The organism is Streptomonospora mangrovi (assembly GCF_027604915.1).
GTDB lineage: Bacteria > Actinomycetota > Actinomycetes > Streptosporangiales > Streptosporangiaceae > Streptomonospora > Streptomonospora mangrovi.
The window spans coordinates 1-14,360 of the sequence record NZ_JAJAQC010000094.1 but is presented as its reverse complement, the minus strand read 5'-3'; the positions used below and the strand labels follow the sequence as shown (position 1 = coordinate 14,360).

General features: G+C 75.6%; 12 protein-coding genes. 6 read left to right on the top strand and 6 right to left on the bottom strand.

Features of this window, described 5'->3' with window-relative positions:
• From LG943_RS27025 to LG943_RS27015, 3 genes are all read left to right on the top strand, one after another.
• Positions 1 to 928, top strand: a 928-nt coding sequence (locus LG943_RS27025; RefSeq protein ID WP_333486442.1) for a decaprenyl-phosphate phosphoribosyltransferase, incomplete at its 5' end; no start/stop codon positions are given.
• Positions 929 to 963: 35 nt separating this feature from the next.
• Positions 964 to 2,361 (top strand): FAD-binding oxidoreductase, encoded by a 1,398-nt coding sequence (locus LG943_RS27020; RefSeq protein ID WP_270075209.1) that lies wholly within the window; start codon positions 964 to 966, stop codon positions 2,359 to 2,361.
• A gap of 151 nt (positions 2,362 to 2,512) precedes the next feature.
• Positions 2,513 to 3,283, top strand: coding sequence for a decaprenylphospho-beta-D-erythro-pentofuranosid-2-ulose 2-reductase (locus LG943_RS27015; RefSeq protein ID WP_270075208.1), 771 nt, complete (start codon positions 2,513 to 2,515; stop codon positions 3,281 to 3,283).
• 53 nt (positions 3,284 to 3,336) lie between these two features.
• Here the strand turns inward: LG943_RS27015 and LG943_RS27010 are convergent, their stop codons facing one another.
• Genes LG943_RS27010 through LG943_RS26995 form a run of 4 tightly spaced genes read right to left on the bottom strand, consistent with a single transcriptional unit; the run spans position 3,337 to position 7,380 of the window.
• Entirely contained in the window at positions 3,337 to 3,924 is a 588-nt protein-coding gene (locus LG943_RS27010) for a GTP-binding protein (RefSeq protein WP_270075207.1), read from the bottom strand.
• On the bottom strand, positions 3,905 to 4,279 hold the full coding sequence (locus tag LG943_RS27005; RefSeq protein ID WP_270075206.1) for a DUF742 domain-containing protein: 375 nt from the start codon (positions 4,277 to 4,279) through the stop codon (positions 3,905 to 3,907). Before LG943_RS27005 ends, LG943_RS27010 begins: the two co-directional genes overlap by 20 nt.
• A gap of 12 nt (positions 4,280 to 4,291) precedes the next feature.
• The gene (locus tag LG943_RS27000; protein WP_270075205.1) at positions 4,292 to 4,744 is read right to left on the bottom strand and encodes a roadblock/LC7 domain-containing protein; all 453 of its coding nucleotides are present in this window, start codon (positions 4,742 to 4,744) and stop codon (positions 4,292 to 4,294) included.
• Positions 4,741 to 7,380, bottom strand: coding sequence for a sensor histidine kinase (locus tag LG943_RS26995; protein ID WP_270075204.1), 2,640 nt, complete (start codon positions 7,378 to 7,380; stop codon positions 4,741 to 4,743). Before LG943_RS26995 ends, LG943_RS27000 begins: the two co-directional genes overlap by 4 nt.
• Before the next feature lie 542 nt (positions 7,381 to 7,922).
• Here LG943_RS26995 and LG943_RS26990 point away from each other — a divergent pair.
• Both LG943_RS26990 and LG943_RS26985 read left to right on the top strand, forming a co-directional pair.
• Positions 7,923 to 9,494 (top strand): GMC family oxidoreductase, encoded by a 1,572-nt coding sequence (locus tag LG943_RS26990; RefSeq protein WP_270075203.1) that lies wholly within the window; start codon positions 7,923 to 7,925, stop codon positions 9,492 to 9,494.
• 182 nt (positions 9,495 to 9,676) lie between these two features.
• Positions 9,677 to 10,780: a VanZ family protein gene (locus tag LG943_RS26985; RefSeq protein WP_270075202.1), complete on the top strand. Its 1,104-nt coding sequence runs from the start codon at positions 9,677 to 9,679 to the stop codon at positions 10,778 to 10,780.
• A gap of 45 nt (positions 10,781 to 10,825) precedes the next feature.
• On the opposite strand, the gene LG943_RS26980 is transcribed toward LG943_RS26985, so the two are convergent.
• Entirely contained in the window at positions 10,826 to 11,218 is a 393-nt protein-coding gene (locus tag LG943_RS26980; protein ID WP_270075201.1) for a DUF3592 domain-containing protein, read from the bottom strand.
• A gap of 373 nt (positions 11,219 to 11,591) precedes the next feature.
• Positions 11,592 to 13,031 carry a GuaB1 family IMP dehydrogenase-related protein gene (locus tag LG943_RS26975; protein WP_270075200.1) on the bottom strand — a complete coding sequence of 480 codons (1,440 nt, stop codon included), beginning with the start codon at positions 13,029 to 13,031 and terminating at the stop codon, positions 11,592 to 11,594.
• Positions 13,032 to 13,279: 248 nt separating this feature from the next.
• Between LG943_RS26975 and LG943_RS26970 the strand changes: the two genes are divergently transcribed.
• Complete coding sequence (locus LG943_RS26970) at positions 13,280 to 14,275, top strand: CDP-alcohol phosphatidyltransferase family protein (RefSeq protein ID WP_270075199.1); 996 nt, start codon at positions 13,280 to 13,282, stop codon at positions 14,273 to 14,275.
• Positions 14,276 to 14,360 lie beyond the last annotated feature (85 nt).

The window sequence follows — 14,360 nt, the reverse complement described above, 5'->3', positions numbered from 1 at the left end:
GGCCGGGCCGGCGCCCGCCCCCGCCCCGTCCGCGCGGCCCAGGGCCGGCCGCCGGGCGGCGGGCACCGCCCGCGCGCTGCTGCGCGCGGCCCGGCCCCGCCAGTGGCTGAAGAACCTGCTGGTCTTCGCGGCGCCGGGCACCGCCGGGCTGCTGACCGACCCCGGCGCCCTGGCCTGGAGCGCGGGCGCGTTCGCGCTGTTCTGCGCCGCCTCCAGCGGCACCTACCTGCTCAACGACGCCCGCGACGCCGAGCGCGACCGGCTGCACGAGCACAAGCGCCACCGCCCCGTGGCCGCCGGCGAGGTCTCGGTGCGCGCCGCCGTGGCGGTCGGCGCGGTGCTGGTGGCGGCGGTCCCGGCGGTGGCGCTGGCCGCCGGCAACGGGCCGCTGCTGGCCGTGCTCGTCGGCTACCTGGCGCTGACCAGCGCCTACACCCTGGTGCTGAAGAACGTCACGGTGGCCGACCTGGTGGCGGTGGCCGGCTGCCACGTGCTGCGCGCCGTCGCCGGGGGCGCCGCCATCGGGGTGCCGCTGACGAGCTGGTTCCTCATCGTGGTGTCGCTGGGCGCGCTACTGGTGGTCACCGGCAAGCGCGAGGCCGAGCTGCGCACCCCCGGCGGCGCCCGCACGCGCGACACCCTGGCCCGCTACAGTCTGAGCTACCTGACGCAGGTGCGGACCATGGCCTCGGCCGCCATGATCGTCACCTACTGCCTGTGGGCGCTGGAGGCCCCCGTCGAGGCCGCGCACCGCGTGGTCCACGGCCTGAGCATCGTGCCGTTCATCGCGGTGGTGCTGCGCTACCACCTGCTGGTGGACCGGGGCGTGGGCGAGGAGCCCGAGGAGATCGCGCTGCGCGACCGCCCGCTCCAGCTCTGCGCGGCCGCGCTGCTGGCGCTGATCGCGCTCGGCGTCTACTGGGGCTGACGCGCGCCCGACCACGAGCCGCCCGAGGAGGACACATGGCCCAGCCGCCGGCCGGCGCGCGCGGGGGGAGCCCCGCGCTGCTCACCGGATGGGGCCGCACCGCGCCCAGCGCGGCCACCGTGGTGCGCCCGCGCACCGCCGCCGAGGCCGCCGCGGTGCTGCGCGAGGCCGCCGCCCGCCCGGCCGCGCGCCGCCGGGGCGTCCTCGCCCGGGGCCTGGGCCGCTCCTACGGCGACGCCGCCCAGTGCGCCGGGGGAGTGGTGCTGGACTGCGCCCACCTGGCGCCCGGCCACCGGCTCGACCCCGCCGCCGGCACCGTCACCGCCTCGGCCGGCACCAGCCTGGCCGACCTCATGGCCGCCCTGCTGCCCCACGGGTACTTCCCGCCGGTGGTGCCCGGCACCCGGCACGTCACCGTGGGCGGCGCGATCGGCGCCGACATCCACGGCAAGAACCACCACGCCGACTCCTCCTTCGGCGCCCATGTGCGCTCGCTGCGGATCGTCACCCCCGACGGCGCCGAGCGCACCGCCTCGCCCGCCGCGGACCCCGACCTGTTCTGGGCCACCGTCGGCGGCATGGGCCTGACCGGAATCGTCACCGAGGCGACGTTCGACGTGCTGCCGGTGGAGACCTCGGCCATGCGGGTCGACACCGACCGCGTGCCCGACCTCGACGCCGCGCTGGCCGCCATGAGCGCCACCGACGACCGCTACCGCTACACCGTGTGCTGGATCGACCTGCTGGCGCGCGGCGCGGCGCTGGGCCGGGGCGTGCTCACCCGCGCCCACCACGCCCGCCTGGGCGACCTGCCGCCCGCGCGGCGGCGCGCGCCCCTGGCCTACGCGCCGCGCGCGCTGGCCGCCGCGCCGCCCCTGGTGCCGCCCGGACTGCTCAACCCGCTGAGCGTGCGCGCGTTCAACACCGCCTACTACGCCCGCGCGCCCCGCCGCGAGCGCGGCCGCGTGCAGCCGCTGTCCGGCTTCTTCCACCCGCTGGACGCCGTGCGCGGCTGGAACCGGCTCTACGGCCCGCGAGGGCTGGTCCAGTACCAGTTCGCGGTGCCCTTCGGCGCCGAGGACGAGCTGCGCCGCGTCGTGGCCGCCCTCGCCGCCGCGGGCGCGCCGTCGTTCCTCACCGTCCTCAAGCGGTTCGGCCCCGGCACCCCGGCGCCGCTGTCCTTCCCGATGCCCGGCTGGACCCTGGCGCTGGACCTGCCCGCCGAGTTCCCCGGGCTGGCCCGGCTGCTGCGGCGGCTGGACGAGCGGGTGCTGGCCGCCGGGGGGCGGATCTACCTGGCCAAGGACAGCCGCGCCGACCCCGAGACGGTGCACGCCATGTACCCCGGGCTGGCCGCCTGGCGCGCGGTGCGCGCCCGGGTCGACCCCGAGGGCGTGCTCACCTCCGACCTCGCCCGCCGCCTGGAGCTGTGAGCGGGCCGAGCCGGGGCGCGCGGCGCGGGCGGAGGAGGCCGCCGCCCGCCCGGAGCCGGCCCCGCGCCGGCCCGGCGGTCCGGGCGGCACCAGGGTGACCCCGAGCCACACCCAGGCACACAAACGACACCCGATCCACACAGGAGGACTCATGCGCAACGCCGTCGGCGCGGTCGGCACCGTGCTGCTGCTGGGCGGACGCAGCGAGATCGGCGCGGCCGTGGCCGAGCGGCTGGTGCGCGACGGCGCCCGCCGGGTCGTGCTGGCCGCCCGTGAGGCCGCCGACTCCACCGAGGTCGCCGCCGTGGCCGAGCGGCTGCGCGCGGCCGGCGCCCGCGAGGTGCACCCGGTGGACTTCGACGCCGCCCGCCCCGACACCCACGCCGGCGTGGTGGCGGCGGCCGTGGCGCTGGCCGGCGACCTCGACGTCGTGGTCGACGCCTTCGGGGTGCTCGGCGAGCAGGCGGAGTTCGACGCCGACCCCGCCGCCGCGGCCGAGGCGGCCACCGCCACCTACACCGGCCACGTCTCGGCGGGCCTGGCCGTGGCCGCGCGGTTGCGCGAGCAGGGCCACGGCACGCTCGTGGTGATCTCCTCGGTGGCCGGGGTGCGGGTGCGCCGCGCCAACTTCGTCTACGGGTCGGCCAAGGCCGGGCTCGACGGGTTCGCCCAGGGCCTGGCCGACTCCCTGCACGGCAGCGGCGCCCGCGTCATGATCGTGCGGCCCGGCTACGTGGCCACCCGGATGTCGGCCCACGTGTCGGCCGCGCCGTTCCCGGCCACCGCCGGCCAGGTCGCCGACGCGGTCGCCGAGGGCCTGCGCACCGGCGCGGCCGTGGTGTGGGTGCCCCGGGTGCTGCGCCTGGTGTTCGCCGGCATGCGGCTGCTGCCCCGCCCCCTGTGGCGGCGGCTGCCGCGCTAGCGGCCCCCCGGGGGGCGGGCGGCCGGACGAGGGGGCGGAGCGGGCCGGGACCGCTAGACGGGGGTGGCCATCCGGTCGGCGACGTGGCGGACCAGCGCCTCCAGCACGGCCTTGCCCGACTCCCGCACCCGGGCGTCGCACAGCAGCACCGGAACGTCCGCGCCCAGGCTCAGCGCCTGCTGCACCTCGTCCTCGGTGTAGCGGTCGGCGCCGTCGAAGCAGTTGACCGCCACCACGAACGGCAGTTGGTGGCGCTCGAAGAAGTCCACCGCCGGGAAGCAGGTGTCCAGGCGGCGGGTGTCGGCCAGGACCACCGCCCCCAGCGCGCCCAGGGCCAACTCCTCCCACATGAACCAGAACCGCTTCTGGCCGGGCGTGCCGAACAGGTACAGCACCAGGTCGTCGTTGATCGTGATGCGGCCGAAGTCCAGCGCCACCGTGGTGGTGGTCTTCGCCTCGACCCCGGCGAGGTCGTCGACGCCCATGCTGGCCTCGGTCATGACCTCCTCGGTGCTCAGCGGCGCGATCTCGCTGACCGAGCCCACGAGGGTGGTCTTGCCGGCCCCGAACCCGCCGGCGATGAGGATCTTGATCGCCGAGGGGATGCGCTGCCCGCCGTGCTCAGAGACGTTGGATTCCATCGAGTACCGCCTGGAGTATGTCCCGGCTCACCGGGCTCTGCTGGGTGTAGGGGGCGCGGGCCAGGGCGTAGCCCCGGCTGATGAGGTCGCCGAGCAGGACCTTGACGACCGCGACGGGGATGTCCAGGTGGGCCGAGACCTCCGCCACCGACTGGGGGCGGCCGCACAGCTCCAGGATGCGCACCTGCTCGGGCTCCAGCGCCATCTCGTCCACGTCGGCGCGGGCCGCGATGACCACGCTGATCATGTCCAGTTGGACGGCGTTGCCCCGTTCGCGCCCCTGGGCGATGACGTAGGGCCGGACCAAGGGGTCGTCGGCCGCTCCCTCCAGCCCTGGTTCCTGCTGGTCAGCCATGCTCGCGTCTCCTTATCGGGAGGAGCTTCCGGATCGGGGGCCGCTTCCGGGCGCGGTGGAGGCGGCGGCGCCGGGGTGGCGGGGCGACGCGTCGAGGAAGCGGCCGACCTGCTCCACGAGGACGTTCATCTCGTAGGCGATGAGGCCGACGTCGGAGGTCTCCTCGGCGATCACCGCCAGGCAGGCGCCGCTGCCCGACCCGGTGACGAAGAGGTAGGCGTGCTCCATCTCCACCACGGTCTGGAGCACCTTGCCGCCGTTGAACTGGCGGCCGGTGCCGCGCGCCAGGCTCTGGAAGGCGGAGGCCACGGCCGACAGGTGCTCGGCCTCGTCGGTGTCCAGGGCGTTGCAGCGGCCGATCAGCAGGCCGTCGGCGGAGAGGACGATGGCGTACCTGGCGCCGACGGCCCGCTCCACAAGCTCGTCCAGCAGCCAGTTCAGGTCCTTGGCGGCGTTGTTCGTCACGGTCGGGAGTCCTTATCCGAATCGTTCTGGCGCTGTTGCCCCTCCAGGCGGCCGCGGCGCGTTCCCTGCTGGAACGCCGCCATGTTGCGGCGGAGCCGCTCGGAGCGGTCCTCCTCCTCCGTCGCTGGGGCCGCGGGGGTGGAGTACGCCGAAGGCGGGGTCTGGTGCAGTTGCGGGGCCAGGTGCGTCTGCGGATTGCGCTTGGGCAGCGGCGGCCGGGAGTCGCCGCCGGTACCGCCGGCGCCTCCGGTGCCGGTGGAGCCGTTGGCGCCCGGGGCGGAACCGGTGCCCGTGCCCGGTGCGGTGCGGGCGCCGTTGGACGCGGACGCGGGCGCGGACGCGGGGGCGGGCGCCGCGCGGCGGGCGCGGGTGCCCCGGCCGCCCGTCATCGGCCCGCTCAGCACGTCGGCGTCGCCCGCGCCGGCGGACGTGGACCCCGGGGCGGCGCGGCGCGGCAGGCCGGTGGCGGTGTGGCCGGCCTCGGGGCTCAGGCCGTCGCCGCGGCGCAGGGCGCCGGTGGTCGGCGGGCCGGCGGCCGCGTCGTCGTCCTCGGCGTCGGCCGGCGCGGCGCGGCCGGCCAGCATGTCCCCGGCGGAGGTGTCGGCGCGCGGCGCGGTGCCGGCGCGCTCGCCGCCGGTCCCGGCTGCCGCGCCGTTCGGGCCGCCCGAGCCGTTGGGGCCGCCCGCGCCGTTGGCGCCGGGCAGGGCGCGCTCACCGGTGTCGGCGGCGCCCGCGCCGGCGGCCTTCGCCTCCTGCTCGGTGGCGATCAGCTCGGCGGGCAGCAGCACGATCGCCTGCACGCCGCCGTAGGGGGAGGAGCGCAGTTGGACCTTGATGTCGTGCCGCTTGGCCAGCCGCGAGACCACGAACAGGCCCAGCCGCATCTTCTCGTTGAGCCGCATGACGTCGAACTCGGGCGGGTTGGCCAGGATCTCGTTGGCCGCCGCGAACTCGTCCTCCTGCATGCCCAGCCCGCGGTCCTCGATCTCCACGACCACGCCGTTGGGCACCTGCTCGCTGCTCAGCCGGACCTGGCTGTGCGGCGGGGAGAACGTGGTGGCGTTGTCGACCAGCTCGGCCACCAGGTGGATGACGTCGGCGACCGCCGGGCCCTTCAGCGCCACGCGGGCGATCTGCTGGCGGTCCACCCGGGTGTAGTCGCCCGACTCCGAGATGGCGCCGCGCAGCACGTCCACCAGCGGCATGGGCCGGTGCCAGGTGCGGCCGGGGTTCTCGCCGCCGAGGATGAGCAGGTTCTCGGCGTTGCGGCGGGAGCGGGTGGCCAGGTGGTCCAGCTTGAACAGCTCGGTGAGCTGCTCGGGGTCCTCCTGCTCGCGCTCCAGGCGGTCCAGCAGGCGCAACTGGCGGTGGATGAGCGTCTGGCTGCGGTGGGCGATGTTGAGGAACACCCGGTTGATGCCGTGCAGCAGCTCGGCCTGGCGCACGGCCGCGTCCACGGCGAAGCGCTGGGCCTTGTCGAACGCGGTGGCGACCTCGCCGATCTCGTCGTCGCTGGCGGTCAGCGGCGGGATGGCGGTGGAGTCCACCGGCTCGTTGCGCCGCAGCCGCTCCGCCAGGTTGGGCAGGAACTCGTTGGCGCGCTGGTCGGTCTCGTCGCGCAGCCGGCCCAGCCGGGCCACGACGTCGTTGGTGGTGCGCACGGCGATGGAGATGGCCGCGAAGCCCAGGAGCGCCACGCCCAGGGTGCCGCCCAGCGCCAGGGACAGCGCCAGCGTGGCCGCCTGGGTCTGGAGGTCGGCGGCGTGGTAGGACTCGCTGGCGCCGATGTCGGTGAGGGCGTCCTTGACCGGGACGTAGACCTCGCGCCACTCCTCCTCGCCGACCGGGACCGAGGTGTCGCGGACCTCCTCACCGGTGAGCGGGTCGGTGGACACCGAGATCTCGCGGTCCACGATGCGCTGCTCGAACTCCACCAGCCGCTGGTAGTCGCGGCTCTCCATCAGCGTTTCGAGCTTGGCGGTCTGGGCGTCGCTCATGAACGGCCGGATGGAGTCCAGGATGGCGTGGTAGGAGCTGCTCAGCCGGGTGAACTCGTGCTGGTCCTCGTGGGTGAGGTTGCCGTTGGCGAAGCTGCGGGTGAGCTGGGCGTCGCTCTGGGCCAGCAGGTCGACCACGCGGAAGGTGTTGGTGGCGCTCAGGCCGGGGCCGATCGCGGTGGGCTCGGGGTGGCCCCGCGACTGCTCGTCGAACAGGTTGGCCGCCACGGTCATGACCCGGTTGTAGTCGCGCAGGACCTCCTCGCGGGAGGCGGTGCCCTCGTCCACCTCGGCGCGGATGTCGTCGATGCCGCGGTACTGGGTCTCGAAGTCGGCGATGCGCTCCCGGATCGCGTCGGAGGCCAGGTTGCGGAACGGCTCGAACCGGTCGAAGACCTCCTGGGTGAGCTTGTCGGACTCCCGGCGGGTCTCCTCCAGTTGGCCGCGGAACTCCTCGGGGTTCTCCAGGTAGGCGACCGTCTGCGAGCGCTCGTCCATGACCGACACCAGGGACACCGCGGCGGGGGTGGACAACTCGTCCAGGGCCCGGGCGGCGCCCACCATCTGGACGGCGTTGAGGACCAGGTAGCTGCTGACGGTGAGCCAGAGGGCGACGAACGCCGCAGCGGGCAGGAGCACCGCCCTGCGCGAGCGGCGGCGGATACTCGCCCTCCGCTTTCTTTTCGCTGACTCCACGGAACTCCTCGGGCGCATCAGGGGTAGGGCAGCGGAACGGACGCGGATGCCTGGTGCGGGGGTGCGCCGCGATCCCACGGCGTCCGCGCTCCGCCGGGAGCGGGGCGGTGCGGCCGTGGGGGCAGGCACGGCCAGGCGGGGGTTCGCTCAAGTGAGGCCGCGCCGCGCCCCGGTAGGTCACAGCACGCGGTCACTGTACTGCTATGCGCACTCACTGGCGAAAAGCGGTAATTGCCCGCACACGATAGCGTGCCGGACGATCATAGGGCGATCCCGAGTTCGGGGGGTTTGGCGGGTGCGGTCCCGCCCGCCGGTGCCGCCCGCGCCCCCGCCACCTGCGGCGGTGTGCGTGTGTGTCATATTGAGCGTTTTCCGGCCCTATGGAGCTTTGCTCCGCTAATTTGGCAGTGCCCTCACGCCCTCCGTGCTCCCAGCGCCTTGCGGAGTGCCGGGCGGCCGGGCCTCTGACCTGCCTCAATGCCACTATGGAGAATCGCTTGTACGACTTCGTGATCGTCGGTGCGGGTTCGGCGGGATGCGTGCTCGCCGCGCGGCTCTCGGCGGATCCCGGTACCCGCGTGCTGCTCATCGAGGCCGGACCGGCCGACACCGCGCCCGAGATCCGGGTGCCCATGGCCTGGCCCACCCTGTTCAAGACCCCGCTGGACTGGGACTACGCCACCGAGCCCGAGCCCGGCCTGGACGGCCGCAGGCGCAACCTGCCCATCGGCCGGGTGCTCGGCGGGTCCTCCTCCATCAACGCCATGATCTACATGCGCGGCAACCCCGCCGACTACCGCGACTGGGAGAAGGCCGGCGCCGAGGGCTGGGACTGGGACGGCGTCCTGCCCTACTTCAAGCGCGCCGAGGACAACGAGCGCGGGGCCGACGACCACCACGGCGCGGGCGGCCCCCTCAAGGTCGGCGACCTGCGCACCCGCCACCCCCTCATGGAGGCGTTCATCGAGGCCGGCGAGCAGGCCGGCCACGCGCGCAACCCCGACTTCAACGGCGCCTCCCAGGACGGCTTCGGCTGGCTCCAGGTCACCCAGAGCAACGGCCTGCGCTACAGCGCCGCCGACGCCTACCTGCGCGCCGCCGAGGAGCGCGACAACCTCACCGTGCTGACCGGCACCCTGGTCCACCGCGTCGTCATCGACAACGGCCGCGCGGTCGGCGTCGTGGTGGACGACGGCAGCGGCCCCCGCGAGGTCCGCGCCGAGCGCGAGGTCATCGTGTCGGCCGGCGCCTACAACAGCCCCAAGCTGCTCCAGCTCTCCGGCATCGGGCGCGCCGCCGAACTCGCCGCCTTCGGGATCGCGCCGGTGGCCGACCTGCCCGTCGGCGAGAACCTCCAGGACCACGTGTTCTTCGGGCTGGTCTACCGCACCGACGTGGAGAGCCTGTCCACCGCGGCCACGCCGGAGAACCAGGCGCTGCTGATGACCGAGGGGCGCGGCCCGCTCACCTCCAACATCGCCGAGGCCGCCGGCCTGCTGCGCACCCGGCCCGACCTGGAGGCGCCCGACATCCAGATCCACGCCGGGCCGATCATGCTGGTCGAGGAGGGCCTGGGCATCCCGGTGCACCACGCCTTCACGGTGGCGCCCACCCTGCTGCGGCCCACCAGCCGGGGCCGGGTGTTCCTGCGCTCGCCCAACCCCGCCGCCAAGCCCAGGATCCTGCACAACTACCTCACCACCGAGGAGGACCGCCAGACCGTGGTGCGCGCGGTGCGCGCCTCGCTGGAGGTGGCCGCCCAGCCGGCGCTGGCCGCCCACCGGGGCGAGCCGATCAGCGCGCCCGAGGGCGACGACGACGCCTCGATCCTGCGCTTCGCCCGGCACGTGCTCTCCAGCATCTTCCACCCGGTGGGCACCTGCGCCATCGGCTCGGTGGTGGACTCCCACCTGCGGGTCCAGGGGGTGGAGGGCCTGCGCGTGGTGGACGCCTCGGTCATGCCCACCACGGTGCGCGGCAACACCAACGCCCCGACGATCATGATCGCCGAGCGCGCCGCCGACCTCATCGCCGGCCGCACGCCCGAGCGCGCCTAGCACCAGGTCAGCGGGTCCCCGCCGCAGCCGGCGGCGGGGACCCCCGCCGCACCCGGCGCGCACCGGTCCGGCCCGTGCCCGGGGTGCCCCTCGTGCCGGGTGTCTTCGCGTTTCTGCCGCCTGCCGCGAATCTCCCCGTTCGCCTGCGCTGAGCGTGGGCGTGTCGTTACCCTCTGGGACCTATGGGAGGGGATCTCACGGGGGGCTCCGCCGCCGCGCAGTTGGCGTTCGCGGGGGCGGCGCTCGCCATCGCACTGGGCTCGGCCGGCTTCCTGCGCCGCCAGCACCGCCGCTACGGCCGGCTCGCCGGCTGGCCCGGGCAGGTGACCGCCGCCGTGCTGGCCACCGGCATCGGGCTGGCCGCCTACGCGGTGTGGCCGCTGCCGCCGGGCACCGACGGCCTGTGCGCGCCCGACGGCGGCGCCCCCGCCCACCCCCGCCCGCTGGCGGCCCTCACCGCGCTGCCGCCCGCCCACGCCGCGCTGGCCGCCGGCGTGCTGGTGCCGCTGGGCCTGCTGCTGCGCTACCGCTACCGGCGCGGCGTCCTGGCCGCCGTGGCGGTGTGCGCGGCGGTGGCCGCCGCCGTCGAGGCGGTGCAGTACACCGCCCTGCTGGGCGCCTACCCCTGCGCCTACCGCACGGCCGCCCTCGACGACGTCCTGCTGGGCGCGGCCGGCGGCCTGGCCGGCTGGCTGCTGGGGCTGGCCGCCGACCGGGTGCTGCCGCGCTCCTGGCCGGGCGCGCTCGCCGACGCCCTGCCGCCCGCCCTGGGCCGCCGCCTGCTGGGCCACCTGCTGGACGTCGCGGTGTGCTGGTCGGCCGCCACCGCCGCCGCCGCGCTGCTCACCGCGCTCCCCGTGCCCGGCCGCGCCGTCGCCCTGGCCGCCGACCCCCTGCGCGACACCCTGTTCGCCGCGCTGGCGGCGGTGTTCGCGGTGGCGGTGCCGCTGCTGCGGCGCGACCGCGCCACACCGGGCCGGGCCGCCCTCTACCTCGCGCTGGCCGGCGCCGGCGCGCCGCGCCCGGCCGGGCGCCCGCGCGTGCTGGCGCGGGCCGCGCTGGTGTGGCTGCCGGTGGGCGGGCTGCTGGTGGCCGGCCTGCCCTGGTGGACCCTGGCGGTGGCCGCGCTGCACGGCTCCACCGCGGTGGTGCGCCGCGACCGCGCCGGCCTGTTCGACCTGGTGGCCGGCACCCGCACCACCACGCGCGCCGCCCTGCTGGGCGGCCTGCCCGACCGGCTCATGCGCTACACCCGGCGCGCGGAGCCGGCGCCCGCCGCGCCCTGACCCGCCGCGCCGCCGCCCGCCGCCCCGGCGCGGCGGGCGCGCCCGCTACCAGGCGAAGTAGCCCAGCACCAGCCCGATGGCCACCAGCAGCACGCCCAGCACCCCCACCAGGCCCGGCACGAACCCGCTCAGCCACGGCGCCTTCACCACCCGGGCGCGCTCGGGGTTGGCGGGGTCGTAGGCCACCGTCACGGTGTCGCCGCTGCGCGAGGCGGTCCAGCCGGTGCTGTCGTGGCTGGCGTGCACCTCGCGGCCGTCGTGGGTGGTGAACCGGACCACCATCGCCGCGCTGGAGCGGGTCTCGGTGTAGCCCACGACCTCGCCCTGGGTCCGCGCGCCGTGGCGCTGGAAGAACGCGGTGCGGCGCAGGTGCGCCAGCAGGTAGCCGACCATCGCCAGCCCGGCGGCGATGGGGATCAGGGGGTAGATCAACGCCACGGTCCGCTCCACCTCACGACGGGGCCGGCCGCGCCGCGCGGCCTCGGCGCCACGCTATCCGACCCCCGCGCGCGAACCCGGTCCGCCCGCCCGGCGTGTCGGCCCGCCCCCCGCCCGGGGCGGGCGGGCTACGACCACAGGAGGACACCGGGACCGCCCTGGGACGGAGGCCGGAATACGTCAGCGGGCCGATGCCGGCGGCCCCGCGCGCGCCTAGTGTGGTGGCCATGGTCGGCGCGGCGGATTACGGGGACCGCGGCGGCCAGGCGGCGAGGTCGAGGGATCGGGCAGGGCGCGCTCCGGTCCCTCGGGCGGCCGGCGGGTCCGGGCGGCGGGTGCGCCTTCCGGCGGACCCGCCGGTCGCCCCTCGCGGCTACCAGCTCGTGGGGACCGGCTGGCCCTCGCTGTAGCCGGCGGCGCTCTGCACGCCCACGGTGGCGCGCTCGTGGAACTCCTCCAGCGAGGTCGCCCCGGCATACGTCATGGAGCTGCGCACGCCGGCCACGATCTCGTCCACCAGGTCCTCGACCCCGGGCCGCTCCTCGTCCAGGTACATCCGGGCGGTCGAGATGCCCTCCTCGAACAGCGCCTTGCGCGCGCGGTCGTAGGGGGAGTCCTCGGAGGTCCGCAGCCGCACCGCGCGCGCCGAGGCCATCCCGAAGCTCTCCTTGTACAGCCGGCCCTGGGCGTCGCGCAGCACGTCGCCGGGCGACTCGTAGGTGCCGGCGAACCACGACCCGATCATGACGTTGGACGCCCCGGCCGCCAGCGCCAGCGCGACGTCGCGGGGGTGGCGCACCCCGCCGTCGGCCCACACCGAGCGGCCCGCCTCGCGCGCCACGGCGGCGCACTCCAGCACGGCGGAGAACTGCGGGCGGCCCACGGCGGTCATCATCCGCGTGGTGCACATGGCGCCCGGCCCCACGCCAACCTTCACGATGTCGGCGCCGGCCTCGATCAGCTCGCGGGTGCCCTCGGCGGTGACGATGTTGCCCGCCACCAGCGGCACGCCCGGGTCCAGCGCGCGCACCGTGCGCAGCGCGGCCAGCATCTTCTCCTGGTGGCCGTGTGCGGTGTCGATGACCAGCACGTCGGCGCCGGCCTCCAGCAGGCCAGCCGCCTTGCCGGCGACGTCGCCGTTGATGCCCACCGCCGCGCCCACGCGCAGCCGCCCGGCGGAGTCCACGGCGGGGTCGTAGAGGGTGGCGCGCAGCGCGCCGGTGCGGGTGAGCACACCCACCAGGGCGCCGTCGGGGTCCACCACCGGCGCCAGGCGGTGCCGGAAGTCGTGGAGCTGCCCGAACGCCTCCTTGGGGTCGGTGCCGGCGGCCACGGTCAGCAGGTCGCGCGACATCACGTCGCGCACCTGGGCGAACCGGTCGACCCCGGTGCAGTCGGCCTCGGTCACCACGCCCACGGGCCGCCGCTTGTCGTCGACCACGATGACCGCGTTGTGCGCGCGCTTGGGCAGCAGGTTCAGCGCCTCGCCGACCGTGCTCTCGGGGGTGAGGGTGATGGCGGTGTCGTGGACCAGGTCGCGCTGCTTGATCCAGCCGATGACCTCGGCCACCACGTCCAGGGGGATGTCCTGGGGCAGGACCGCGATCCCGCCGCGCCGCGCGATGGTCTCGGCCATCCGGCGCCCGGCGACCGCGGTCATGTTCGCGACTACGATGGGGATGGTCGTGCCCGTGCCGTCGTGCGACCGCAGGTCGACGTCCAGCCGCGACTCCACGGCCGAGCGCCGGGGAACCATGAACACGTCGCTGTAGGTCAGGTCGTGGGCCGGGATGTGGTCGTTCAGGAAGCGCACGCCTCTACCTCGCGGTCGGAGCCTGGCGGGGCGCCGGACGACACGGTGGAAACCGCCCGCAACCCCCCTTACTCGACAATTATGACCGCTGAGACCGCGCCGAGTCGCCCAGACTCCGTCCGTTCTGCAAGGATCTGCTGTCCGGACCGGCCTCCCCTCCCGTCTGAGCGCGTGCCCGACGCCCGCGCCGGCCGCGTCCGCGCCACGCGGGCCCGCGGCGCCGGCGGGAGCCTCGCAGGAGTTGAGAGATGACGAGCTTCACCCTCGCGGACGTCCGCGAGCGCACCTACAAGAGCCGCGACGCCTGGTGGACGGTGTTCCTGGTCGACCCCCTGGCGGCCCGGCTGGTGGTGTGGACCGCCAACCGCACCGGCATCACGCCCAACCAGATCACGTTCGGCGCGGGGGTGCTGGGCGCCGCCTCGGCGGTCTGCTTCGCGCTGGGCTCCTGGCCCTGGCTGGTCGCCGGTGCGCTGCTGTTCCACCTCAGCTTCGTGCTGGACTGCATGGACGGCAAGATCGCCCGGCTCAAGGGCAACGGCTCGGTGTTCGGCGCCTGGGTCGACTTCGTGTTCGACCGCATCCGGTTCTTCGGCTGCATGCTGGCGCTGCTCATCGGCCAGTGGGCGGCCACCGGCGAAGTCGTCTACCTCATCCTGGCGCCGGTGGTGACCTTCCTGGACCTGCTGCGCTACCTCAACGGCGCGCAGGTGGCCAAGACCCGCCAGACCATGCGCCAGCAGTTGCGCGCCGCCGCCGAGGGCGGCGCCCCGGCGCCGGCGGCGGCCGACCCCGAGTCCACCGAGACCGAGCCCGGCGCGGCCGGTGAGCCCGAGCCCGGCGGCGCGGGCAACGTGGTGTTCGTCGAGGAGGTGCTGCGCGAGAACCCCGAACTGGACGCCGAGCAGGTGCACGCCCGCTCCGCGGAGTCCGGCGCCCGGGTCATCGACGTCCACCAGGGCTTCACCCGCCGCTTCGGCTGGTACACCGGGGTGCGCGCGGCGCTGCTGCGCAGCCGGGTGCGCCCGCACCTGTTCAGCGGCATCGAGTTCGAGATGTTCGTGTGCGTGGTGGCGCCGCTGACCGCGCTGCTGTCCCTGGCCCTGCCCGGCGCCACGCTGATCGTGCCGGTGGCGGTGCTGTCCTGCGCCGCGCTGGCCGCCTTCGAGGTCCTCATCGTCTACAAGCTGTGGCTGGCCACCCGCGACTTCGCGGTGGAGATGCGCCGGCTCCAGGCCGGCTGAGCCCGGTGCCCGCGCCCGCCCCGGGAGCGGGCCGGGGCGGGCGCGGATCCCGAGCGGACGGCGACGGCCACGAGGCACTGCCTCG

What these genes read in the sequence shown, in the direction of transcription:
- LG943_RS27020 (WP_270075209.1), top strand. Translation starts at nt 964, where the DNA reads ATGGCCCAGCCGCCGGCCGGCGCGCGCGGGGGGAGCCCCGCGCTGCTC.
- LG943_RS27010 (WP_270075207.1), bottom strand. Translation starts at nt 3,924, where the DNA reads ATGGAATCCAACGTCTCTGAGCACGGCGGGCAGCGCATCCCCTCGGCG.
- LG943_RS27015 (WP_270075208.1), top strand. Translation starts at nt 2,513, where the DNA reads ATGCGCAACGCCGTCGGCGCGGTCGGCACCGTGCTGCTGCTGGGCGGA.
- LG943_RS26985 (WP_270075202.1), top strand. Translation starts at nt 9,677, where the DNA reads ATGGGAGGGGATCTCACGGGGGGCTCCGCCGCCGCGCAGTTGGCGTTC.
- LG943_RS26970 (WP_270075199.1), top strand. Translation starts at nt 13,280, where the DNA reads ATGACGAGCTTCACCCTCGCGGACGTCCGCGAGCGCACCTACAAGAGC.
- LG943_RS27005 (WP_270075206.1), bottom strand. Translation starts at nt 4,279, where the DNA reads ATGGCTGACCAGCAGGAACCAGGGCTGGAGGGAGCGGCCGACGACCCC.
- LG943_RS26990 (WP_270075203.1), top strand. Translation starts at nt 7,923, where the DNA reads ATGGAGAATCGCTTGTACGACTTCGTGATCGTCGGTGCGGGTTCGGCG.